Genomic DNA, 21,616 nt, shown 5'->3' on the forward strand with positions numbered 1-21,616 from the left:
GATCCTGAAAGCCGGCAGCCGGGACTTGCCCGGCTTTCGGCTGGCGCCGACACGTCAGGGCAGCCGTCGGCGCTTGCCGCGGAACAGGCTGACCACCACCAGGATCACGATCGCACCGAGCAGGGCGCCGATGAATCCCGCCGGTTGCCCGGGTTGGTACCAGCCCATCACCTGGCCGAACCAGCCGGCCAGCAGCGCGCCGGCGATGCCGAGCAGCGTCGTCAGGATGATGCCCATGCGATCCCGGCCCGGCTTGAGCAGGCGCGCCAGGATGCCGACGACCAGGCCGATGAAGATGATGTAGAGCCAGTTGCTGCTGCCGAACAGGTTTTCCATGCGATCCCCTCCGTTGTTGGACTGCGGCCGAGCTTAGCAGCCCGCCGCCTCAGGAATCGGCAGGTTCCGGTTTCCTGCGCAGGAGCCTGCCACCCACGATGGCGACCAGCAGGCTGCCGGCGAACGCGGCCAGGAAGCGCTTGCCATGGCCGTCGAGCTCGATGCCGAGCCAGCGGCATGCGAAGAACGCCAGCACGGCGCCGGCGATCCCCAGCAGGCTCGACGACAACAGCCCCACCTTCGCCTCGCGCGTGGTGACGAACCCCGCGAGCAAGCCGGCGAAGATGCCGTACACGACGATCGCCACCCAGCCATCGCCGAGCAGGTCGAACAAGCGCACGAACTGGACGATCTGTACCGGGCCGAAATCCATGGTCGTTCCTCTTGGTGCCGGGCCAATCCTTCAAACCTGCTCCGCCTCGACGGAGCCCCGGCGCACCGGTATCCGGCGGTCAGCAGCAGCCGTGGTCCCCGTGGCGCGTACCGCTGTCCGCCGCCACCGCCGCACCCATGGTCTCACCGCGTTCGCTCGCGGCCTGGTGGTCGGCGATGACCCGGGCCACGCAGGCGGTGACCTTCTTGCCCATCGGGATGTGCAGGAACTCGTTGGGGCCGTGGGCGTTGGAGTGCGGGCCGAGCACGCCGGTGATCATGAACTGGGCACCGGGGAACTTCTCGCCGAGCATGCCCATGAAGGGGATCGAGCCGCCTTCGCCCATGTACATCGCGGGCTTGCCGTAGAACTGCCGGCTGGCGGCGTCGATGGCCTGTTCCAGCCAGGGCACCGTGCTGGGCGCGTTCCAGCCGGTGGCGGCCTTCTCCAGGTCCAGCGCCACCCGGGCCCCGTTGGGCGGGTCGCGCAGCAAGGTCTCCTTGAGCAGTTCGCCGGCCTGCTTGCCGTCGAGCGTCGGCGGCAGCCGCAGCGACAGCTTCACCGCCGTATGTGGTCGCAGCACGTTGCCGGCCGAGGCCAGCGGCGGCATGCCGTCCACGCCGGTCACCGAGAGCGCGGGCCGCCAGGTGCGATTGAGCACCAGTTCGGTCAGGTCCTCGGCCATTGGCGTCATCCCCGGCAGCAGGGGAAACTTGTCGTACACGGCGGTGCCCAACACCTCGGCGCACTTCTGCGCCTGATGGCGTCGCTCCCCGGGGATGTCGGCATGCAGCCCGTCGAGCAGGATGCGGCCCGTGCCCTCGTCCTCGATCCGCGACAGCAGTTGGCGCAGCAGGCGGAAACTCGATGGCACCACGCCGGAGGCGTCGCCGGAATGCACGCCTTCCTTGAGCACCTGGACGGTGAGGTTGCCGCCGGCCAGCCCGCGCAACGAGGTGGTGCACCAGAGCTGCTCGTAGTTGCCGCAGCCCGAATCCAGGCAGACCACCAGCGACGGCTTGCCGATGCGGTCGGCGAGGTGGTCGACGTAGGCGGGCAGGTCGTAGCTGCCCGATTCCTCGCAGGCCTCGATCATCACCACGCAACGCGCGTGCGGCACCTTTTGTGCCTGCAGGGCGAGGATCGCCGCGAGCGAGCCGTAGATCGCATAGCCGTCGTCCGCGCCGCCGCGCCCGTAGAGCTTGTCGTCGCGCAGGACCGGCTTCCAGGGGCCGAGGTCGTCGTCCCACCCGGTCATTTCGGGCTGCTTGTCGAGATGGCCGTAGAGCAGCACGCAATCGTCGGCGTTGCCGCCGTTGGCGGCCGGGATGTCGATGAAGATCAACGGCGTGCGACCCTCCAGCCGCACGACCTCCAGTTCCATGCCGGGGATCGGCTGCTTGCGCGCCCAGCCCTCCATCAGCGTGACCGCATCCTCCATGTAGCCGTGCTCGACCCAGTCCGCGTCGAACATCGGCGATTTGTTGGGAATGCGTATGTACTCGACCAGCTGCGGGACGATCTCGTCGTCCCATTTGCCGGAAACGTAGTCGTCGACGTGGCGGGTATCGACCCGGGAATCATCCATGGGAGGGCTCTGGTTCGGGGTTGAACCCATTCTAACGGTCGGGGCGTGTAGGACTTTTCCTACGCCGGGACGCGCCGTTTCCCGGCTTCGCGTGGGTGGCTCTGGCGATACGGTGGGGCAGTGGGGTCGCGGAGACTGTCCCTGTCGGCGAAATACCTCGTCGTGGCGCCGGCAGGGAAGTCACCCGAATGGAATCCAACACCCCAAGGAGAGTCACCATGCAATCGCTCAAGACCATCTTCGCCTCGCTGCTGTTGTCCCTGCTGATCGCCGGCTCGGCGTTCGCCGCGGACAAGGTCAACATCAATACCGCCGACGCCGCCACGCTCGCGGAAGTCCTGGTGAACGTCGGCCCGGCCAAGGCCGAGGCCATCGTCGCGCACCGCAAGGCCAACGGCGCCTTCAAGAGCGCCGACCAGCTGGCGATGGTCAAGGGCATCGGCCTGAAGACGGTCGAGAAGAACCGCGACCGGATCGTGGTGGGCTCCGCCGGCCCCGCTCGCCCCGCGGCCAAGCCGGTCGCCGCGAGCCCGGCCAAGGGCGCAACCAACGGCGCGACCAAGCGCTGACGCAGTACCGATCGCTGCCGGTCGCGCCCGGATGCGCGGCCGGCAGGCGGGAAGCAGGAGGCTTCGCAGGATCGGCAAGGATGCCTGACATGGACGTTTCGCCGCCCGTCGCCGCACACAGGAAGTGCGGGCGGGCGGCGGCTTCGTGCCTGGGTCGCAGGTAGGGTGTCGTTAAACTGGACGGGTTATTCGAACGTCGAGGCGTCAGCGGCATGCGGTCCCTGGTCATCCCCGCCAACGAGTACCGACGCAGCCGGTGGCGCAACGGCGCCGGCTGGACGCGGGAGATCCATGCCCGTGGCCCCCGTGGCGGCGCTGCCGACGGCGGAAGCGACTGGGACTGGCGTCTGTCGATCGCCGAGATCGAGCAGCCGTCGACGTACTCCCGCTTCGACGGCATCGAGCGCGAGCAGGTGCTGCTCCACGGCAACGGACTGGATCTGCGTTTCAGTGAAGGCACCGGCCGCGCTTTGGAACCTCCGCATGGGCGTTGCCGCTTCAGTGGCGAGCTCGGCGTCGAAGCGACCCCGGTCGACCAGCTCGCCCATGTCTTCAACCTCATGTGGCGTCGTGATGCCGTCGAGGCGCAACTGTGGCATCGGCCGCTGGTCGGGCCGATGGTGGTATTCGCGGAGCCGGGCGTGACCTGGATCATGCATTTGATCGCGGGCCAGGCACGCTTCGCAGATGACTCCGGGTTGCCCGGCCTCTGCGCGGGCGACACGGCACTGCTGGAGTCGGAGTCAGGCCGCCTGCGCCACGTCCTGGACGGCTCGGGCGAAGCGTTGGTGATCCGGATACAGCCGCTCGAGTGACGGCGTCCGCTGCCGACGCGCTTTGCGCGGCATGAAGCCCCCGTGTCATGGAAATCCCATCGAGTGCCGGGCGGCAGCACGCGCAGCACCCAGCCGTGTCGGCTCGACAGGCGAGAGGTGCGACCGCCGGGGCGGCGTGGTGCTGTTCGTTCTGAAAGCCCGCGCCGACCTAGGCCAGCGCCGAACCCATGACCACGGCGAATACGACGAGCCCGGCGGCGAACACGCTGAACACCATCTGCCGCAGGCTGCGACCCAGCGCCCACATCCACAATCCGGACAGGCCCAGCAGGATCATGCCGATGGCGAAGCTGTCGGCGAGCAGGATCCAGGCCGTGCCGCCGCCGACGGCCTTGTGCAGGCGGTTGATCGCCGCCAGCCAGGTCTGCCGGCTGTGCTCGACGGACACCGTCTCGTCACCGGGTGCGTACTCCATCGCCCAGGAATGGCGCGCATTGCCGCCAGACAGGCGCCATTGCTCGGGTGCGCCCGCTTCCGCGCCACGGGGCGGGCCCTTCCGGATCGTCTGCGCCTCCAGTGCGTGCTCGCGCTGGAGCCACAGCGACAAGGCCTCGGCCGAGGTGCGCGCCTGTGCCGGCACCTGCAACTCGACGGCCTGGCCATCGAGGCTCTCGCCCTGGGGCCAGGCGCCGTCGCCGAAGCGATGGTTCATGACCAGGCCCGTGAGTCCGTACAAGACCGCGGCAAGCGCGCCCCAGGCGCCGATCCACAGGTGCAGCTGGCGGATCCAGCGACGTGCGACCGGGGCACGCTTGCGATTGGCAGGCAGGGCGTCTTCGGGATTCATGCGGTTACTCGGGGCGATGCGCGCTGGGCGGCGGCGTGGTCGCCGCCGGCCGGTGCGGGTCAGAACTTCAGGCGGAGGGTCAGGCTCGCCGAACGCGGCGCGCCGGGGCTGAGGTTGTTGTCGTTGTGCGCGGAAACGAAGTAATCCTCGTCGAGCAGGTTTTCCAGGTTGAGCTGCAACTGCAGGTTGTCGTTGGGCACGTAGTAGACGGCGGCATCGTAGCGAGTGAAGCCATCAAGCCGCACCGCATTGCTGGTCGAGGCGAACATGTCCGCACGGTGGATGACCCCCAGCCCCAGGCCCCAGGTGCGGTTGATGTCGTAGCGATTCCACAGCGATGCCGTGGCGGACGGGAGCTGTGCCGGCTCGGCGCTGCTGCCCGGAAGGCTGCCGTCCTGCCAAGCGAACCCGCCCAGCACCTGCCAGGCGTCCGTGACCCGGCCGGCCAGGCCGAGTTCCACGCCGCGCACGCGCTGGCCGTCGACGAGGATCGAGCGGGCCGGGTCCGTCGGATCCGGCGCGATGACATTGGACCGGTCCAGGCGATAGGCCGCGGCGGTGAAGGCGAGGGACGGGCTGGCGTCCCACTTGGCGCCGACTTCGTAATTGCGGAAATCCTCCGGCTCGAAGGCCGCGTTGCTGGCATTCAGCGAGGACAGCTGGTCGCCGGAGCGCGGCAGGAAGGACACGCTGTAGCTGGCGTAGAGCGACAAGGGTTCGATCGGCTTGTAGACCAGGCCCGCGCGCGGGGAGACCAGGTCGTCCACGACGTCGAAGGTTTCGCCCGTGCGGTTGTTGCGGAAGTCGATCTCGAAACGGTCGTAGCGCAGGCCGAGGATCGCCTGCCACTTGGGTGAGAACTCGACCTGGTCCTGGACGTACACGGCGGCGATCTTCGCCACGCCATGGTTGTCGGCGTCCGTGGCGCTCTGCCCGAACGAAACCGGCCCCGCATAGCGCGGGTTGGAGACCGGCACGCAGTAGGCGGACGTGGTCGGGCCACCGTTGCAGTCGTTCAGCGGGAAGCTGCCCGTCTGGCGGAAGTTGTCGGTTTTCTGGCGGCCGAACTCGGCGCCGGCGAGCAAGGTGTGCCGGACCGTGCCGGAATCGCGCACCCAGACGAGGTCGGTCTGGTTGAACAGGTTGTCGCGGTCGGTGGCGTTGTTATAGGCGCGCAGCGGGACGACCAGGGTGCCCGAGCCATCGGCCCTGGCGGCGGCTCCCGGGTACACGTTCTGGTAGAACTTCTCGTAGCGGGCGAATCGCGTGCGGTTCTGCAGGCTCAGGCCATCGCCAAAGTCGTGCTCGATGACGGCGGTGAAGGCATCGACGTCTGCGCGGACGGGACTGTTGGCCGGGTCGCCGAAGAACGTGGAGCGGTCGGTGTCGAGGGGGCGGCCGCCGAGCGACGGCACGCCCCGATCGGCGACGCGGCGGTCCTGGAAGCGTTCGTAGCCCAGGGTCAGGGTCGTGGCATCCCCAGGGCGCAGCGACAGGGTCGGGTTGATGCCATGGCGCTCGACCGTGACGCCGTCGCGGAAGCTGTCGGAATCCTCGCGCATCGCGGTGACGCGGAGGGCAGCGCCGTCGCCGATCGCCTGGCCGAAATCGGCGGTGCCGCGGCGCCGTCCGTGGCTGTCGAACTGCAGGCCGAGTTCGCGGTAGTTGCCCCAGTCCGCGACCTTGGTGACGCGGTTGACCAGGCCGCCGGAACCGCCGCGCCCGAAGATCATCGCGTTGGGGCCCTTGAGCACTTCGACGCGCTGGATGTTGTACAGGTCGCGCACGTACTGGACGTCGTCGCGCATGCCGTCCACGAACATGTCGGCCGTGGAGTTGTTGCCGCGGAACACGAGTGCATCGCGGTTGCCTTCGCCCTGCGACAGCCCGACACCGGGGACGTAGGCCGCCACGTCGGTCATGCTGGCCATGGCCTGGTCGCGCATGAACTCCTCGGTGACGACGGTGATCGCCTGTGGCACGTCGCGCAATGGCGTGTCGGTCTTGGTTGCGGTGCGGGTGCGCTCGGCTTCGTAGCGCTGGCGCCTGGCGCGGACCTCGATCGAATCCAGGTCGGTGGCCTGGGCGACAACGACCACCGGTGGCGCGGCATCGCCGGGGATTTCGGGGGGCGTTGCCGCCAGGGCGGGCAGGGTCAGGGCGAGGCTGAGGGCGCCGGCGAGCGGCGTGGTCTTGCAGGTTTTCTTGGACACGGAATCCCCGGGGAGGTTGGCTTGCGCGGCTTCGGGCCGCCTCGGAGGGGAAGTCTAATGAGAAGCGTTCTCATTCGCAACAAGAAACCACACTCGGCTTCCGGTCAGGCGCGATCGTCGCGCGTCCAGACCGCATCCGATTCCACCTTGACCGGGAACCGGGTAACCGGCACGTAGGCCGGTGGGTTGAGCGCGCGACCGTCGCGGACGTCGAACTTCGAGCCGTGCAGCACGCACTCGATCGTGGCTTCCTCGCCGTCGAAGCAGCCGGCCGAGAGCTCGAAGTCCTCGTGGCTGCACTTGTCCTCGAGCGCGTAGTAGTCGCCGTCGTAGTTGCAGACCAGGATCGGCGTGTCGCCGTCCCAGGCGACCTTGGATTCGCCGGGCAGCAATTCGGAGGTGGCGCAGACGCGGATCCAGTCGGGCATGGGGCTACTCCAATCGGGCTGGGATGGATTGTAAGGAGCGGTGGCTCGCCCGCCTCGTCCTTGGCGCTCGAATGCCGGCTCGGCCACGGTCCGGTGCCGATCGACTGGCCGGGCTACAGGGCTTTTTCGAGGACCTCGAAGCGCAGGTCGTCGCGCTTGGGGAGGCCAAAGCGGTCGTCGCCGTAGGGAAACGGCTTGAACTCACCGGTGCGCCGGTAGCCCCGTCGCGCGTACCAGGCGATCAGCTCGTCGCGCAGGTCGATCACCGTCATGCGCATCGCCGGCAGTCCCCAGTCCTCGCGTGCGACGCGCTCGGCCTCCGCGAGCACGGCATGGCCAATGCCCTGGCCCTGCAGGCCGGGCTGGACCGAGAACATCCCGAAGTAGCCGGCGTCGCCTTCCGCGGCGACATGGGCGCAAGCCAGCATCCGGCCGTCGCGCTCGGCGACCAGCACGCGGCTGCGCGGTTTCCGCAGGTCGGCGCGCAGCACCTCGGGGTCGATGCGGTTGCCGTCCAAGAAGTCCGCCTCGGTGGTCCAGCCGGCACGGCTGGCGTCGCCGCGATAGGCCGAGGTGACCAGCGTGACCAGGGCGGGGATGTCGTCCTCGCCGGCATCGCGGAAGTGCAGGTCCCCGGTACTCATGCCAGGGCGCGCGACAACCAGGGCCAGAGCATCAGCGCCAGCAGCAGGAGCAGCATCGGGATCGCGACCAGGAGAACGAGCCTGAGCGCCTTCCCGGCCTTGGCCTGGATCGCTTCGGCGCGATCGTTGATGCGGTCGACGCGGTCCAGCTGGCGCTGGTAGAGCTCCAGGTGCTCGCGCTGCAGCTCGAGCGCCGTCGCCTGCTGGTCGCGGATCTGGCGCAACAGTGCGTTGGCTTCCTCGGTTTCGATCATGGCCGGTCCCCGTCGAATCCCTGGAGTCTAGCCCAGCAGCTTGCGCACCTTGCACAAGGCGGCGACGAACCTTTCGACTTCCGCGTGCGTGTTGTAGAACGCCAGCGAGGCCCGGCAGGTCGCCGCGACGCCGAGCCACTGCAGCAGCGGGTGGGCGCAATGCTGGCCGGAGCGGATGGCGACGCCTTCCAGGTCGAGCAGCGTCGCCAGGTCGTGGGCATGCGCACCCTCGACGAGGAAGGACACCACGGCGGCCTTGCCGGGCGCGGTGCCGAACACGCGCAACCCGTCGACCTGGCGCAGCTCCTCCGCCAGGTGCGCGAGCAGGGCCTGTTCGCGCGCTTCGATGTTGTCCATGCCGATGGTCGACAGGTAATCGACCGCAGCCCCCAGGCCGATGAACCCCGCGATGTTCGGCGTACCGGCCTCGAACTTGTGCGGCGGGGCGGCGTACACGGTGCCGTCGAAACTGACCTCGCTGATCATCTCGCCGCCGCCGATGAACGGCGGCATCGCGGCGAGGTGCTCCCGCCGCGCCCACAGCGCGCCGGTGCCGGTCGGGCCGCACATCTTGTGGCCGGTGAAGGCATAGAAGTCGCAGCCGATCGCGGCGATGTCCACCGGGCGATGGGGCAGGGCCTGCGAGCCATCGATCACGGTGACGATGCCGCGCTTGCGCGCCTGGCGGCAGATGTCGCGCACCGGGTTCACCGTGCCGAGTACGTTGCTGACGTGGGTGACGGCGAGCAGCCGGACATCGGGCGTCATCGCGGCGTGCAACGCGTCGAGGTCGAGCGCACCGTCAGGCGTGATCTCGGCGATCTTGATCCGGGCGCCGGTGCGCTCGGCGACCAGCTGCCACGGGACGATGTTGGCGTGGTGCTCCATCCGCGAGACCAGGATCGTATCCCCGGCCTTGAGCCGGGGCAGGGCCCAGGAGTAGGCGACCAGGTTGATCGCGAAGGTCGTGCCGCTGCACAGGACCAGCTCGTCGGCGCGGACGTTGAGGAACGCGGCCAGCTTCCGGCGCGAGGCCTCGTAGGCATCGGTCGCCTCGCTGCCGAGCTGGTGCACGGCACGGCTGACGTTGGCGTTGTGGCGGCGATAGAAATCGTCGACCGCCTCGATCACCACCCCCGGTTTCTGCCCGGTGTTGGCGGAATCCAGGTAGACCAGCGGCTTGCCGTGCACCTCGCGGTCGAGCAGGGGGAAATCGGCACGGATGCTTGCCCAGTCGATGGCGGCGACGCCTTCTCCCCCGGTCTCCGGCGTGGCAGGACCCGGCTTCGCGTGCGTGGCACCCGGTGCGTTCATCGAACCACCAGGGCCTGCAAGGTGCCGTCCAGGCGCGCCTGCAGCATCTCGCGGACGGCGGGTTCGCCCACGACCGCGAGCGGTTCGCGCACGAACGCCGTGGTCAACAGCCGACGAGCCTGGTCGATGGGCAAGCCGCGTGTCCGCAGGTAGAACAGCGCGGTCGGGTCGAGCTGGCCGACGGTGGCGCCGTGCGCGGCCTTGACCTCGTCGGCGTGGATCACCAGCACCGGCTGCGTATCGATCTCGGCCCCGTCGCCCAGCAGCAGGTTCTTGTTCGACAGGTTCGCGTCGCTGCCGTCGGCTCCCTCGTGGATCGTGATGCCGCCATGGAAGACGACACGACCGCGATCGGTACCGATGCCGCGCCACAGCAGCTCGCAGGCGGTCCCGGTCGCGGCGTGTTCGATGCCCAGCCGGGTATCGACGTGGCGCTTGCCGGTCGCCAGCAACACGCCGTTGGCGACCACCCGCGAGTCGGCGCCCTCCAGCCGGACGTCCAGTTCATGGCGCGACAAGGCGCCGCCGAGTTCCAGGTCGAGCCGCTCATAGCGCGCGGAGGCAGCCAACCGCGCATCGGTGTGCAGGAAGCTGGTGGCACCGTCCGCCGTCGACTGGTGCCGGGCATGCACGAGGCGGGCGTCCTCGCCGAGGCGGATGGTCGTGACGACGTTCTCGAGGTGGCGATGCCCGCCGTCGGCAAGCTGGTGTTCGACCAGGGAAATCGACGCGCCGGCCTCGAGTTCGATGCGATGGCGCAGGTGCCATGCGACGTCGGCGCCGGGGCCGACGCCGATGGAGACCAGATGGACCGGCAGGCCGCAATCCGTCCCGGCGGCTGCCCGTAGGTGGACGCCTTCCCGCGAAAGCGCAGCATTGAGCCGGGCGAACACGGCGGCGGGCGGCAGGCCCTCCCCGTTGACGGCCTGCTCGGCTGCAGCTGCCACGAAGGTGACGCCATCCGGCAGGCCACCGATGTCGGAATGCGCCGCGTCGAACCGGCCATTGACGAACACGATGCGCGGCGAGGGAATGCCGGCGACGAGGGACGCGTCGAAGGTTGCCACCGCTTCGCCCGGCACGGCGAACGCACGGCGCTCGAGCGCGCGCAGCGAGGTGTACTTCCACGCTTCGCTGCGCGGGCCGGGCAGGCCGTCGCGGAGGGCGGCGTCGAGCGCCGGCCTGCGGCGTTCGTCGCCGTCGAACGCCGTCGCCAGGGAATCGAGCAACGCGCTCATCCGGCGGACGCCTCCGGCGCGATGCGATCCTTCACCCAGGCGTAGCCGTGCGCTTCCAGCTCCAAGGCCAGCTCAGGGCCGCCGCTTTCGACGATGCGGCCGTCGGCGAGCACGTGGACGTGGTCGGGCCTGATGTAGTCCAGCAGCCGCTGGTAATGCGTGATCACCAGGAAGGCGCGGTCCGGGGAGCGCAACGCATTCACGCCCTCGGCGACGTTCTTCAGCGCATCGATGTCCAGGCCGGAGTCGGTTTCGTCCAGGATCGCCAGCTTCGGTTCCAGTACCGCCATCTGGAAGATCTCGTTGCGCTTCTTTTCTCCGCCGGAAAAGCCTTCGTTGACGCCACGGTTGAGCAGCTTGTCATCCAGGTGCAGCACGGCGAGCTTCTCGCGGACCATCTTCAGGAACTGCATCGAGTCCAGTTCCGGCTCGCCGCGCGCCTTGCGCTGGGCATTGAGGGCGCTGCGCAGGAAATAGGTGTTGTTCACCCCCGGGATCTCGACCGGATACTGGAAGGCCAGGAACACGCCCGCGGCGGCGCGCTCCTCCGGGTCCAGCGCCAGCAGGTCGTCGTCCTCGTAGCGAACTTCGCCAGCGGTGATCTCGTAGCCTTCGCGGCCGGCCAGGATGTTGCCCAGCGTGGACTTGCCGGCGCCGTTGGGGCCCATGATGGCGTGCACTTCGCCGGGCCTGACGTCCAGCGACAGGCCCTTGAGGATGTGCTTGCCGGCAACGCTGGCGTGGAGGTCGGTGATCTTCAGCATGTTCAATTCCGGTTGTGCGTTGTTCGCCGCGCAGCCAAATGCACGGCGCGGATCGTGGTGTCGGCCCGGGGCCAGGGCGTGGCGGTCAGCCCACCGAGCCCTCGAGGCTGACCTCGAGCAGCTTCTTGGCCTCGACCGCGAATTCCATCGGCAGCTCGCGGAACACCTGCTTGCAGAAGCCGTCGACGATGAGGCTGATGGCGTCCTCCTGGCCGATGCCGCGGCTACGGCAATAGAACAGCTGGTCGTCGCTGATCTTGGAGGTGGTCGCCTCGTGCTCGACGGTGGCGGTGGGGTGCTTGACCTCGATGTAGGGGAAGGTGTGCGCGCCGCACCGCTTGCCGATCAGCAGGCTGTCGCACTGGGTGTAGTTGCGCGCGCCCTCGGCGCTGCGCTCGACCTTGACCAGGCCGCGGTAGGAATTCTGGCCGCGCCCCGCGCTGATGCCCTTGCTGATGATCTTGGACTTGGTGCGACGGCCCAGGTGGATCATCTTGGTGCCGGTGTCGGCCTGCTGGTGGTGGTGGGTGAGCGCCACGGAGTGGAACTCGCCGACCGAGTCGTCGCCGATGAGCACGCAGGACGGATACTTCCAGGTGATCGCCGAGCCGGTCTCGACCTGGGTCCAGGTCACCTTGCTCCGATCGCCGCGGCATTCGGCGCGCTTGGTGACGAAGTTGTAGATGCCGCCCTTGCCGTTCTCGTCGCCCGGGTACCAGTTCTGCACGGTCGAGTACTTGATCTCGGCGTCCTCGAGCGCCACCAGTTCGACCACCGCGGCGTGCAGCTGGTTCTCGTCGCGCATGGGCGCGGTGCAGCCTTCCAGGTAGGAGACGTGCGAGCGTTCCTCGGCGATGATCAGGGTGCGCTCGAACTGGCCGGTGTGGCCGGCGTTGATGCGGAAGTAGGTGGACAGCTCCATCGGGCAGCGCACGCCCTTGGGAATGAAGACGAAGCTGCCGTCGGAGAACACCGCGGAGTTCAGCGCGGCGAAGTAGTTGTCGCCCGTGGGCACGACGCTGCCCAGGTATTGCTTCACCAGTCCGGGGTGGTCCTTGATCGCCTCGGACATGGAGCAGAAGATCACGCCCTTTTCCGCCAGTTCCTTGCGGAAGGTCGTGCCGACGCTGACCGAGTCGAACACGGCGTCGACCGCGACCCCGGCGAGCCTTGCGCGCTCGTGCAGGGGCACGCCCAGCTTGTCGTAGGTGTCGAGCAGTTCCTGCGGCACTTCGTCCAGCGACGCGTACTTGGCCTTGGGCGCGGAGTAGTAACTGATGGCCTGGAAGTCGATCGGCGCGATCCTGAGCTTGGCCCAGTGCGGTACCGGCATCGTCAGCCAGTGGCGGTAGGCGGCCAGGCGCCATTCGGTCATCCACGCCGGCTCGTCCTTCTTCAGCGACAGGGCGCGCACGACGTCCTCGTCGAGCCCGGGCGCGAAGCTGTCGGACTCGATGTCGGTGATGAAGCCCGCGTCGTAGCGACGGCCGAGCTGCTCGATGATCTGGGCGTTTTCGACGGACATGGGGGAACCTTCAGCCGGTGACCAGTTGCGCCGCGATGCCGCGCCGCGCATTGGGGGACGCTTCGGCCGCCGGGTGCGGCGCGATCGCCGCGGGCGGCGCCAGCATTTGCGCCAGGGTGATGCCGCGCAGGGCGTCGGCGACCACGTCGTTGATGCGACGCCAGTTGGCGCGCACCCCGCAGGAATGCTCGATGCCGCAGGCCCCGGCATGGAGGCTGCACTCGGTCATTCCCAGCGGCCCTTCCATCGCCTCGACGATCTCGATCAGCGAGATCGCGTCGGCGGCGCGCGCCAGGCGGTAACCACCGTTGGCACCGCGGAACCCCTCCACCAGGCCGGCCTGCGCCAGCGGCTTGAGCAGCTTGGACACGGTCGGGACCTCCAAGCCGGCCTGTTCGGCCAGGCCGGACGCGCTGAGCACGCAATCCGGGTCCGCGGCGAGCGCGGTCAGGACGACGGTGGCGTAATCGGTGAGCTTGGTGACGCGAAGCATGGGACTGGCCGTTAAAACGGACTGAAATTGTACTATTTCAGGGGGCGCCGGACAAACCTGCAACCGTGGACAGGCGAAGGGCGACCGGAGACTGGCGGCCTGGGATCGGCGTCCGGCCCCAGGGCGGGTCGCTCAGCCGGGATGCCCCGGGTTGCGGCGGGGAGGCGTGCGGCTCGGCCGGCAGGGATGATTCCGGCTCCGGGAGCTCGGGACGGGTGTCGCTAGAGGATCTCGTCCTCGTCGAGCAAGCGTTCCTCGTCCATCTGCCGTTCCAGGCGGCCGTATTCCCGCTGCACCGCGGAGGCGTTGTCGAGCGAGGCGATGTGGAACAGCGCGTCGCCCTGGTTGACCGCCGGGACGTTGGTCCGGCCGATGATCAGGCCGGACATCATCGCCCGCACTTCGCTCTGCGTCTGGCCGAACGGGTCGGAGATGATGCCGAGCAGCTCGTCCTCCTGCACGCGATGGCCCAAGGTGCGGCGGGCGCGGAAGATGCCGCCCTCGGGGGCGCGCAGCCACCGGCTACCGTGCGAAAACACCGGCGCGGCCGCCTGGGGCGAGCGCTTGCGTCGGGGCAGCATGTCGAGCGACGCCATCGCGCGCAGCACGCCCTTGATGCCGATCCGGATCGACAGTTCGTCGAAGCGCAGCGCCTCGCCGCACTCGTAGACGACGACCGGGACGCCGACGTTGGAGGCGGACTCCCTGAGCGAGCCCGGCCGCAGCGGCGAGTGGAGGATGATCGGCGACCCGAAGGCCTCGGCCAGCGCGCGCGCTGGCTCGTCCTCGGTATCGACGCGGATCTGCGGCAGGTTGGAGCGGTTGATCGCCGCGGTGTGCAGGTCGATGCCGTAGTCCGAGCGGGCCACGATCTCGGTCATGAACATGTGCGCCAGCTGCGCGGCCAGCGACCCGTTGGCGCTGCCCGGGAAGCTGCGGTTGAGGTCGCGGCGGTCGGGCAGGTAGCGGCTGTGGCTGATGAACCCGAAGGCATTGACGATCGGCACCATCAGCGCCGTGCCGGCGATGCCGTTGAGTACCTTGCTGGTCAGCAGCCGGCGCACGATTTCCACCCCGACCACCTCGTCGCCGTGGATCGCCGCGCTCACGAACATCGTCGGTCCGTCCTGCCTGCCATGCACCACGTGCACCGGCACGCCGACCGGCGTGCTGTTGGACAGCACGCTCAGTGGCAGGTGGACGCTGGCGCGCTTGCCGGCCTCGACGCTGATCCCGCCGATCGAGAACGGGGCGCGGCTGCTGCGTGAAGCGTTCACGCACTCATCCCTTGCCGCGGGTCTTGGTCTTGCCGGGCTTGGCGTTCTTCTCGATGAACTCGATGATCATGTCGGCCACGTCGATGCCGGTCGCCTTCTCGATGCCCTCCAGCCCGGGCGAGGAATTGACCTCCATCACCACCGGGCCGTGGTTCGAGCGCAGCAGGTCCACGCCGCAGACGTTCAGCCCCATGGCGCGCGCCGAGCCGACCGCGGTGGCGCGCTCCTGGGGCGTGATCTTGATCTGCTTCGCCGACCCGCCGCGGTGCAGGTTGGAGCGGAAGTCGCCTTCCTTTCCGCGGCGCATCATGGCCGCGACGACCTTGTCGCCGATCACCAGGCAACGGATGTCCTCGCCCTTGGCTTCCTTGACGAACTCCTGCACGAGGATGTTGGTGTTCACGCCGCCGAAGGCCTGGATGATGCTTTCCGCCGCGCGCGGCGTTTCGCCCAGCACCACGCCGATGCCCTGCGTGCCCTCGAGCAGCTTGATCACCACCGGCGCGCCGCCGATGATGTTGAGCAGGTCCTCGGCATTCGACGTCTTGTGCGCGAACACCGTCACCGGCAGGCCGATGCCCTTGCGCGACAGCAGCTGCAGGCTGCGCAGCTTGTCGCGCGAGCGGGAAATCCCCACCGACTCGTTGACCGAGTAGACGCCCATCATCTCGAACTGCCGCACCACCGCGGTGCCGAAGAACGTGACCGACGCGCCGATGCGCGGGATCACCGCATCGAACCCCTCCAGGGTCCTGCCCTGGTAGTGCACTTCGGGCCGGTGCGACGCGATGTCGAGGTAGCAGCGGATGTGGTTGATCGCCTCGATCTCGTGGCCGCGATTGCGGGCGGCCTCGAGCAGGCGCTCGTGGGAGTACAGGCCGGCGTTGCGGCACAGCAATGCGATCTTCATGCAAACCTCGGGGTATTCGGAGTGGTCCGCGCGGGCGCGGGATTGCGGGCGACGGACCCGGGGCGTCGTTCGGACTGCCGGTAGGAGCGCCCGGGATCGACCAGGAACCGCCGGCGCAGGGCTTCGCGGCCGAGCAGCATGCGGAAGCCCATCTGGTCGCGGTCGGCGAGGGTGAGCTCGATCGGCCATCGTGTCGCGCCAACCGCGACATCGACCAGGATGACGAAGCGGCGATCGCGCTGGCCGTTGGAACTGGTGATGACGCGTTCGTCGTGGATGTCGGCGACGCAGCGCACTTCCGGCGTCTTGCGCCGTTGCAGCGGATGCAGGCGGAACTCGACGCGCCGCACGCCGTCGGCGATGAACTCCCGGATGTGGAAGGCATGGATCGCGGAAGTGCGTGCGCCGGTGTCGATCTTGGCCTTGATCGGCTGGTCGAGCAGCCCCGGCAAGTGGACCCATTCACGCCACCCGATGGTCGGGCGCGGCGGTTTGGCGGCCGCCCGGACTGCCTTCTGCGCGTGCTTGCCAGCGGTCACGACGCACGACCGCGCGCGATGCAACGAGCTTGGTCGATCGGCGGTTCGGCATGGGCGAGCATCGCTGGCCAGCATGACCCAAGCCCGGCGACCCCGCAAGCCGATGCAAGGGCCTGAAGCCGTCGATGCGCGGCGAATCCCCGGGCGGCCGCGGCCACCACGGCGTTGCTGCACACGGGATGGATCGATGGGGCTTGAGGATCGCAGGGCGGGTCGAGGCCCGGCACGGACCGGGCGCCGCTGGCATCAGTGGCGACGACGCAGCGGATCGTCGACCCACCCTGCGGGATGACCGGGCATCAGGGATCGTTCTTGATGATCGGGTCGCACGGGATGATGCAGTCACCGTTGCCGCTATCCACGACGTTCATGGTGTACTTGGCCGTCTCGACCTGGGTGTTCGCATCCACGATGCTGCCCGCATAGTTCCCATTCCCGTTCCACGACAACTGGGCCTGCGTGTCGCCGGTAAAGACGCAGCCCCCGGGGTCCCGGATGTGGTAACGGCGGTCGGCGTCCAGCTGCAGCGGTGCCGTGTCGCGCCCCTGGCCGACCCGCAACTGGATGCCGCCGGCGCCATCGTCGCCACCGGTGTAGCGATAGGCATAGGGCTCTCCGTTGCTGGCATTGACGTTGACCCAGCCGGGTGCGCTTTGCGAGCTGTTGCGGATGTCGAGGTGGATGACGGGGGTGGCGTTTGGCATGTCAGTTCTCCTGGGGATGGCCGTTTGGCCGGGGAAGCGGATCCATCAGCCGGGTCCGCTGATGTCGAGCAAGCGTCACCGCGCCGCAACGGGTGCGATGTCGGCGAACGGGTGCAGGGGGACGTATCCGGCGGCGTCGAGCCGCCGTCGGGTCGCGACGGCCTTTTCCTGGGCGCCGAGGGCGACCTGGGCGCGCAACAGAGGCTCCAGGCGCAGGAAGGGGACTGGACCCCGGCGGTCGGGCTGCTCCAGCAAGTGCGTGGCCTCCGTCCAGGAGCGGACGCCATCGGCGCGATTGCCGCTCGATGCGTCGATGTCGCCCTGGAGGAGGCGGGTGCGCGCCAGCCACAGGCGGAGGTCTTCGTTCTGGCGTGCGCGCCACGCCGGCTCGATGAGCGCGAGCGCGCCGGCGACGTGCCCGCGCGCGGCGCGCAGGTCGCCCCGGCCCAGCGCCAGCTGGGCACGCAGGTGGCGCGTCCGCGCGAGCCAGACCACCAGGCGCTCCTTCTCCGGCTCGGCCGCAAGCGCGGCGACGAAGATCCTTTCGGCCTGGGCCGCCTCCTCCTCGGCCAGGGGCGCAGCGTCGTCCGTCGCGAGGCGGGAACGCCACCAATGGCAAGCCCCGAGCCAGGTCCGCCATGCGTTGTTGGCGGGGTCCTGTGCCGCGAGCGCGGCGGCGACCGGCAGCGTTGTGGCGGTCAGGGAACGCGCGTCCTCCAGCTTGCCTCGCTGGGCCAGAGCATCCACGAGCAAGAGGCGCGCGCGGACGAGGTAATCGCGCCAGACGGCGTTGTCCGGTTCCTCGGCGGCGTTCCGCTGCAGGACGTCCACCTGCTCGGCGAAATAGTCTTCGGCTGAATCCAGCTGGCCCCGGGCCAGGGCCAGGGTTCCCAGCCAGGACATCGCATCTGCGGCTTCCGACCGCAGCGGAAGGTCGCCGGGCCGCTGGCCGATCCAGTCGCGGTAGAGCGAGATGGCCGCGCGCATGCTGCGCTCGGCCTGGACGTATCGCCCGCGCTGCTCATCCATCACGGCGAGGTTGTGGAGGGCGTAGGCCTGTTCTTTCTGCCAGGCGAAGTTGCCGCGGTCCATCGCGGCGACCCGCATGGCGCTGTCGTGGTACTTCCGTAGCCAGGCATCGGCTGCACCGTACTTGCCCTGCTGGAAGGCGACGAAGCCGAGCCAGAACTCCGCCTGGGCCAGGTCGAACAGCCGCTGCCCGTTCCCCGGGTCGCGCGCCTGCAACGCGGTGCTGCGTGCATGGGCTTCGCGGAACGCGGCCGTCGCCTCGTCGTGGTTGCCCTCGTCGAGGCGCACCTGGCCGATGCCGGTGAGCGATCGGGCCTGCTCCTCCAGCGTGCGATCGCTGAGGTCGCGCGGATCCAGCGTGGCGAAGTAGACGGTGGCCTTGTCGTCCACCGTGCGCATCAGGTCGAGCCGGCCCACCGTGGTCAGCTTCTCGCGCAGGTCGCCCAGCATGAAGCCGAGGATGTCCTCGGCCTGGGCCTGCCGGCGTTGCGCGTCGTTGCGGGCGACGTGGGCGGTGACCGCCAGGCCGATGGCAAGGGTCATGCCGGCGAGCGAAGCGACGGCTACCTGCACCAGCCGGCGTTGCTTGCGTTGCGCCTCGCGTTGCGCCAGTTGGTCGAAACCGACGCCCAGCAGGCCGGCCACCAGCTTGAGGAAGGCGCGCTTCCGGCCATCGCCCTCCGGACGGGCATCGGCGGCCAGGGGTTCGACCGGCTGGCCGTCTTCGCCCGGCGCCGTCAGGGCCGGCGGGAAGCAGCCGCCATCGTCGATGCAGCCGGGTTCGCCGCCGACCACGAATGCGTAGATGCGCTCGCCCCGGCCGCTGGCACGGAAGGCCTCGACCTCGGCATTGACCCAGCGCGAGGCGGCGGCGGCGGGCGAGCAGATGACGATCAAGGCGTCGGACTCGGCCAGCGCGTCCTGGATGGTGGCGCTCAGGTCGCTGGCGGCGGTCAGCTCGTCGCGGTCCCGGAAGAAAGCGCCCAACCTCGCACCGATCTTGCCCTGGCCGGTTTGCCGCCCCACCAGGCGCGGTGGCACGCGATAGGTTTCCAGGCGCTTGAACAGCCACGTGGCCCATGCCTCGTCGGCGTGGCTGTAGCTGATGAAGGCCCGGTAGCGCACGTCCGCTCCCCAATGGCGTCCATGGACTCGGACACGTGCGGAAACAACGCGGGGAGCCGCCGGGATCGGCCAAACCGCCCGGCGTCCCGGCCCCCGGGACCGAAGGCCTATCCGCCCAGGCGGGTATGTTCCAGCGGGCGTTCGCGGTGCATCAGCGTCCACTCGGCATGTTCGGCCAGGGCGGCTTCGCCAAGCACCCGCAGGATCTCGCGCTTTTCCTCCACCGTCGTGGCCGTGTCCAGGCGCCGCCGGGCGCCGCCGTAGATCCGTTCCATGAAGCGGTATTGCTTGACCAGTTCCTTGTCGGCCTTCTTGTGGGCGTAGGCCTCGTGCACGCCGGCGCCGACCGACAGCAGCCCCATCGCCACGACCAGGACGGTCTTGGTGTCATGGCCCCATTGGTGGGCGAACAGCGCCAGGATGACGCTGATCCCGATGCCCAGCGCCAGGCTGGCGTGACCCAGGAACTCCGCTTGCCTGTGGTGCCGCGCCCGCTTGGCGGCGGTGACCGTGAAGTAGCGCAGCTGGCCATCGCTGCGCGACGTGCCGATCCATTCGTCGATGACCGCGTCGACCTCGGGTTCGGCCGCCCGCATGGGCGCAAGCAGTCCCTCCAGGTTGGCGGCGCGCATGACGTTGCGGATCCAGCCCAGTTCGACGTCCTGCTCCTGCATGAAGTTCTCGTTGGCGTGGGAGGGGTTGGCGATGTCGACCACCCCGGAGCGTCGCCAATAGGACTGCACCCGCAAACCTTCGGCGAGCGCGCGGTAATCGAGGTACTTGCGATGCCATTCGCGGCGCCTGGCCAGCATCGCCAGGATGACGCCCGCGCCGAACAGCAGCAGGTAGAGGTAGATCATCGCGTCCTGGGAATGCACGTGCGCATACAGGATGAAGGCCGCGCCGGTGGCGGCGGCCAGCACGTAGGTCACCCGCAACACGCGCGCCACGCGCTGCTGGTACGTGCGGGCCATCCAGTCGGCGGCCATGAACAGGCGGTGGATGGGGCAGCCGGGCGCCTGTCCGGAGCGCCGGCGCTCCTGGTCGATCTCATCGGCGTACTTGTCGATGTCGGCATTGAAGTCGGCCTGGTTCCGGAACATGCGATCGAAGGCCTCCGGCACCGCATCGCCGGTGTGCACCCCGTCGCGCGAGGTCAGCCAGCGAGGCTCCGTGTTGTCCTGCTGCGGCGCGACGCGCCGGGAGACGGGGATGTGGCGGACCAGGGTGTTCTCGTCGATGCCCAGCAGGTTGAGCGCGGCCGGTCGGTGCGAGATCTGCCCCGGCAGGTCGCCGTGCAGGTGGAACCGCACGACGTGCGACGTGCCACCGAGCGATTCCTGGTCGCGACCGTCCCAGAGCGCGAGCAGCACGTGGCAGTGCCGGGAAACGAAGAACCCGGCCTCCGCGTACTGCCGGTCGCGCGCCGCGCCGGGGACGGCGGGCGAGCCGAGCCCATCCTCGTGCAAGGGCAGCACCAGCACTTCGGCGCGCGCAAGGCGCTGTTCGAATCGTTCCCGCGCGCCGGGCTCGTCGAAATCCTCCCGGTAGAGCTCGACCGGCAGCGGCAGCGGCGCGATGACGCGCAGGCCGAGTTCGAAGGCGACATCGGCCACCAAGCCGTCCGCGCCTTCGGCCAGGGGCGAGAGCAGGAGCAGGGGCGTCTCGGGATAGCGCGCCTGCAGGTCGAGGAAGAACGCGCGGACCTGCTCCTTCACCCGGTCGATGTCCGCGTCGCGGAGCTTGCGGTGTCCGGTGACGCCGACGACGAGGTGCGTGGTCGATGGGGTGTCGGGTTGCTCGGGCATGCTTTCCTCGCGGTCGGGGACGTATCGGGCGTCGCGGCGCCACCGACGGCCCGTCGACGCGGCCGCCCGCATCCGCCGCAAGGCACGTGCGGGCGGGTCGCGATGCCTCTCGGGCAACGATGATGGCACAGGGCGAACGCCGCACCATGGCTGGACGTGCCCGCGCGAACGCCGATCGGGGAAACGTCAACGACGCGTCGGATCGGCCAGCGCCTTGGCCTGCGGCTGGCATTCGGGCGAGAATGCAGGCCTCCTTCCAGCCTGCCTGCGGACCCGATGCCCAAGAAGAAGAAGATCGAAGCGCGCCTGTCACCGATCCATGGCAATGGCGTGTTCGCGACCGACCGGATCGCCAAGGGCGAACGCATCATCCGTTACAAGGGCAAGCTGCGCAGCCACGACGAGGTCGACGAGGAATACGGGGAAGTCGACGAGGACGGGCATACCTTCCTGTTCACGCTCAACGACGACTACGTCGTCGACGCCAACGTCAAGGGCAACATCGCGCGGTGGATCAACCACAGCTGCGATCCCAACTGCGAGGCCGAGATCGAGGAGCACGACAGCAACCGGCGCAAGGACAAGGTCTACATCCAGGCACTGCGCGACATCGCGCCCGGCGAGGAGTTGACCTACAACTACGGCATCACCCTCGACGAGCGCCACACGCCGAAGCTCAAGAAGCTGTGGGGTTGCCGTTGCGGCGCCAGAAACTGCTCCGGGACGATGCTGCAGCCGAAGCGCTGATCGCAGGGCGCATCCGGCGAGCGCAGCCGTACATGCCGCAGGACCCGGGATGCAGCAGCGCGCCGCGGGGTTGCAACGGGCGTCCATGACTTACGACAGGCGCGCCCCCGGGGGG

22 protein-coding genes are annotated in these 21,616 nt (G+C 68.9%); 3 read left to right on the top strand and 19 right to left on the bottom strand.

The window, feature by feature from the left end:
* Positions 1–54 precede the first annotated feature (54 nt).
* The 3 genes from ABD970_RS05980 to ABD970_RS05990 all read right to left on the bottom strand — a co-directional run bounded on the left by ABD970_RS05980 (position 55) and on the right by ABD970_RS05990 (position 2,297).
* Positions 55–336: a GlsB/YeaQ/YmgE family stress response membrane protein gene (locus tag ABD970_RS05980; RefSeq protein ID WP_345294619.1), complete on the bottom strand. Its 282-nt coding sequence runs from the start codon at positions 334–336 to the stop codon at positions 55–57.
* Positions 337–385: 49 nt separating this feature from the next.
* On the bottom strand, positions 386–709 hold the full coding sequence (locus tag ABD970_RS05985; RefSeq protein ID WP_345294620.1) for a GlsB/YeaQ/YmgE family stress response membrane protein: 324 nt from the start codon (positions 707–709) through the stop codon (positions 386–388).
* Positions 710–788: 79 nt separating this feature from the next.
* Positions 789–2,297 carry a M20 family metallopeptidase gene (locus tag ABD970_RS05990; protein ID WP_345294621.1) on the bottom strand — a complete coding sequence of 503 codons (1,509 nt, stop codon included), beginning with the start codon at positions 2,295–2,297 and terminating at the stop codon, positions 789–791.
* A gap of 218 nt (positions 2,298–2,515) precedes the next feature.
* On the opposite strand from ABD970_RS05990, the gene ABD970_RS05995 reads away from it, so the two are divergent.
* The gene (locus tag ABD970_RS05995) at positions 2,516–2,866 is read left to right on the top strand and encodes a ComEA family DNA-binding protein (RefSeq protein WP_345294622.1); all 351 of its coding nucleotides are present in this window, start codon (positions 2,516–2,518) and stop codon (positions 2,864–2,866) included.
* A gap of 212 nt (positions 2,867–3,078) precedes the next feature.
* On the top strand, positions 3,079–3,681 hold the full coding sequence (locus ABD970_RS06000; protein WP_345294623.1) for a HutD/Ves family protein: 603 nt from the start codon (positions 3,079–3,081) through the stop codon (positions 3,679–3,681).
* Between the two features lie 169 nt (positions 3,682–3,850).
* Here the strand turns inward: ABD970_RS06000 and ABD970_RS06005 are convergent, their stop codons facing one another.
* The 16 genes from ABD970_RS06005 to ABD970_RS06080 all read right to left on the bottom strand — a co-directional run bounded on the left by ABD970_RS06005 (position 3,851) and on the right by ABD970_RS06080 (position 20,754).
* A complete protein-coding gene (locus tag ABD970_RS06005) occupies positions 3,851–4,489 on the bottom strand; it encodes a PepSY-associated TM helix domain-containing protein (protein ID WP_345294624.1) in 639 nt (212 codons plus the stop codon).
* A gap of 59 nt (positions 4,490–4,548) precedes the next feature.
* The gene (locus ABD970_RS06010) at positions 4,549–6,702 is read right to left on the bottom strand and encodes a TonB-dependent receptor (protein WP_345294625.1); all 2,154 of its coding nucleotides are present in this window, start codon (positions 6,700–6,702) and stop codon (positions 4,549–4,551) included.
* 104 nt (positions 6,703–6,806) lie between these two features.
* Positions 6,807–7,130, bottom strand: a complete 324-nt coding sequence (locus tag ABD970_RS06015; RefSeq protein ID WP_345294626.1) for a non-heme iron oxygenase ferredoxin subunit — start codon at positions 7,128–7,130, stop codon at positions 6,807–6,809.
* A gap of 113 nt (positions 7,131–7,243) precedes the next feature.
* Positions 7,244–7,774: a GNAT family N-acetyltransferase gene (locus tag ABD970_RS06020; RefSeq protein WP_345294627.1), complete on the bottom strand. Its 531-nt coding sequence runs from the start codon at positions 7,772–7,774 to the stop codon at positions 7,244–7,246.
* Positions 7,771–8,028: a hypothetical protein gene (locus ABD970_RS06025; protein WP_345294628.1), complete on the bottom strand. Its 258-nt coding sequence runs from the start codon at positions 8,026–8,028 to the stop codon at positions 7,771–7,773. Before ABD970_RS06025 ends, ABD970_RS06020 begins: the two co-directional genes overlap by 4 nt.
* A 27-nt stretch (positions 8,029–8,055) precedes the next feature.
* Complete coding sequence (locus tag ABD970_RS06030; protein WP_345294629.1) at positions 8,056–9,342, bottom strand: cysteine desulfurase; 1,287 nt, start codon at positions 9,340–9,342, stop codon at positions 8,056–8,058.
* Positions 9,339–10,580 carry a Fe-S cluster assembly protein SufD gene (gene sufD, locus ABD970_RS06035; RefSeq protein WP_345294630.1) on the bottom strand — a complete coding sequence of 414 codons (1,242 nt, stop codon included), beginning with the start codon at positions 10,578–10,580 and terminating at the stop codon, positions 9,339–9,341. Before sufD ends, ABD970_RS06030 begins: the two co-directional genes overlap by 4 nt.
* Positions 10,577–11,344 (bottom strand): Fe-S cluster assembly ATPase SufC, encoded by a 768-nt coding sequence (gene sufC / locus ABD970_RS06040; RefSeq protein ID WP_345294631.1) that lies wholly within the window; start codon positions 11,342–11,344, stop codon positions 10,577–10,579. Before sufC ends, sufD begins: the two co-directional genes overlap by 4 nt.
* Before the next feature lie 85 nt (positions 11,345–11,429).
* Complete coding sequence (gene sufB, locus ABD970_RS06045; RefSeq protein ID WP_345294632.1) at positions 11,430–12,869, bottom strand: Fe-S cluster assembly protein SufB; 1,440 nt, start codon at positions 12,867–12,869, stop codon at positions 11,430–11,432.
* A gap of 10 nt (positions 12,870–12,879) precedes the next feature.
* Positions 12,880–13,362 carry an SUF system Fe-S cluster assembly regulator gene (locus ABD970_RS06050; RefSeq protein WP_345294633.1) on the bottom strand — a complete coding sequence of 161 codons (483 nt, stop codon included), beginning with the start codon at positions 13,360–13,362 and terminating at the stop codon, positions 12,880–12,882.
* A 221-nt stretch (positions 13,363–13,583) separates the two neighbouring features.
* Positions 13,584–14,639, bottom strand: a complete 1,056-nt coding sequence (locus ABD970_RS06055; RefSeq protein WP_345294634.1) for a succinylglutamate desuccinylase/aspartoacylase family protein — start codon at positions 14,637–14,639, stop codon at positions 13,584–13,586.
* A gap of 4 nt (positions 14,640–14,643) precedes the next feature.
* The gene (gene rimK / locus ABD970_RS06060; RefSeq protein ID WP_345294635.1) at positions 14,644–15,549 is read right to left on the bottom strand and encodes a 30S ribosomal protein S6--L-glutamate ligase; all 906 of its coding nucleotides are present in this window, start codon (positions 15,547–15,549) and stop codon (positions 14,644–14,646) included.
* Positions 15,546–16,088, bottom strand: coding sequence for an ATP-dependent zinc protease family protein (locus ABD970_RS06065; RefSeq protein ID WP_345294636.1), 543 nt, complete (start codon positions 16,086–16,088; stop codon positions 15,546–15,548). The genes rimK and ABD970_RS06065 overlap by 4 nt, the downstream gene beginning before the upstream one ends.
* Positions 16,089–16,387: 299 nt before the next feature.
* Positions 16,388–16,792 carry a hypothetical protein gene (locus tag ABD970_RS06070; RefSeq protein WP_345294637.1) on the bottom strand — a complete coding sequence of 135 codons (405 nt, stop codon included), beginning with the start codon at positions 16,790–16,792 and terminating at the stop codon, positions 16,388–16,390.
* 75 nt (positions 16,793–16,867) lie between these two features.
* Positions 16,868–18,946 carry a TIR domain-containing protein gene (locus ABD970_RS06075; protein WP_345294638.1) on the bottom strand — a complete coding sequence of 693 codons (2,079 nt, stop codon included), beginning with the start codon at positions 18,944–18,946 and terminating at the stop codon, positions 16,868–16,870.
* Between the two features lie 107 nt (positions 18,947–19,053).
* Complete coding sequence (locus tag ABD970_RS06080; protein WP_345294639.1) at positions 19,054–20,754, bottom strand: hypothetical protein; 1,701 nt, start codon at positions 20,752–20,754, stop codon at positions 19,054–19,056.
* Positions 20,755–21,030: 276 nt separating this feature from the next.
* On the opposite strand from ABD970_RS06080, the gene ABD970_RS06085 reads away from it, so the two are divergent.
* Positions 21,031–21,501, top strand: a complete 471-nt coding sequence (locus ABD970_RS06085) for an SET domain-containing protein (RefSeq protein WP_345294640.1) — start codon at positions 21,031–21,033, stop codon at positions 21,499–21,501.
* The last annotated feature ends 115 nt before the right edge of the window (positions 21,502–21,616 follow it).

It is taken from the genome of Luteimonas vadosa, from assembly GCF_039543545.1.
In the GTDB taxonomy this organism is placed as follows: Bacteria; Pseudomonadota; Gammaproteobacteria; order Xanthomonadales; family Xanthomonadaceae; genus Luteimonas; species Luteimonas vadosa.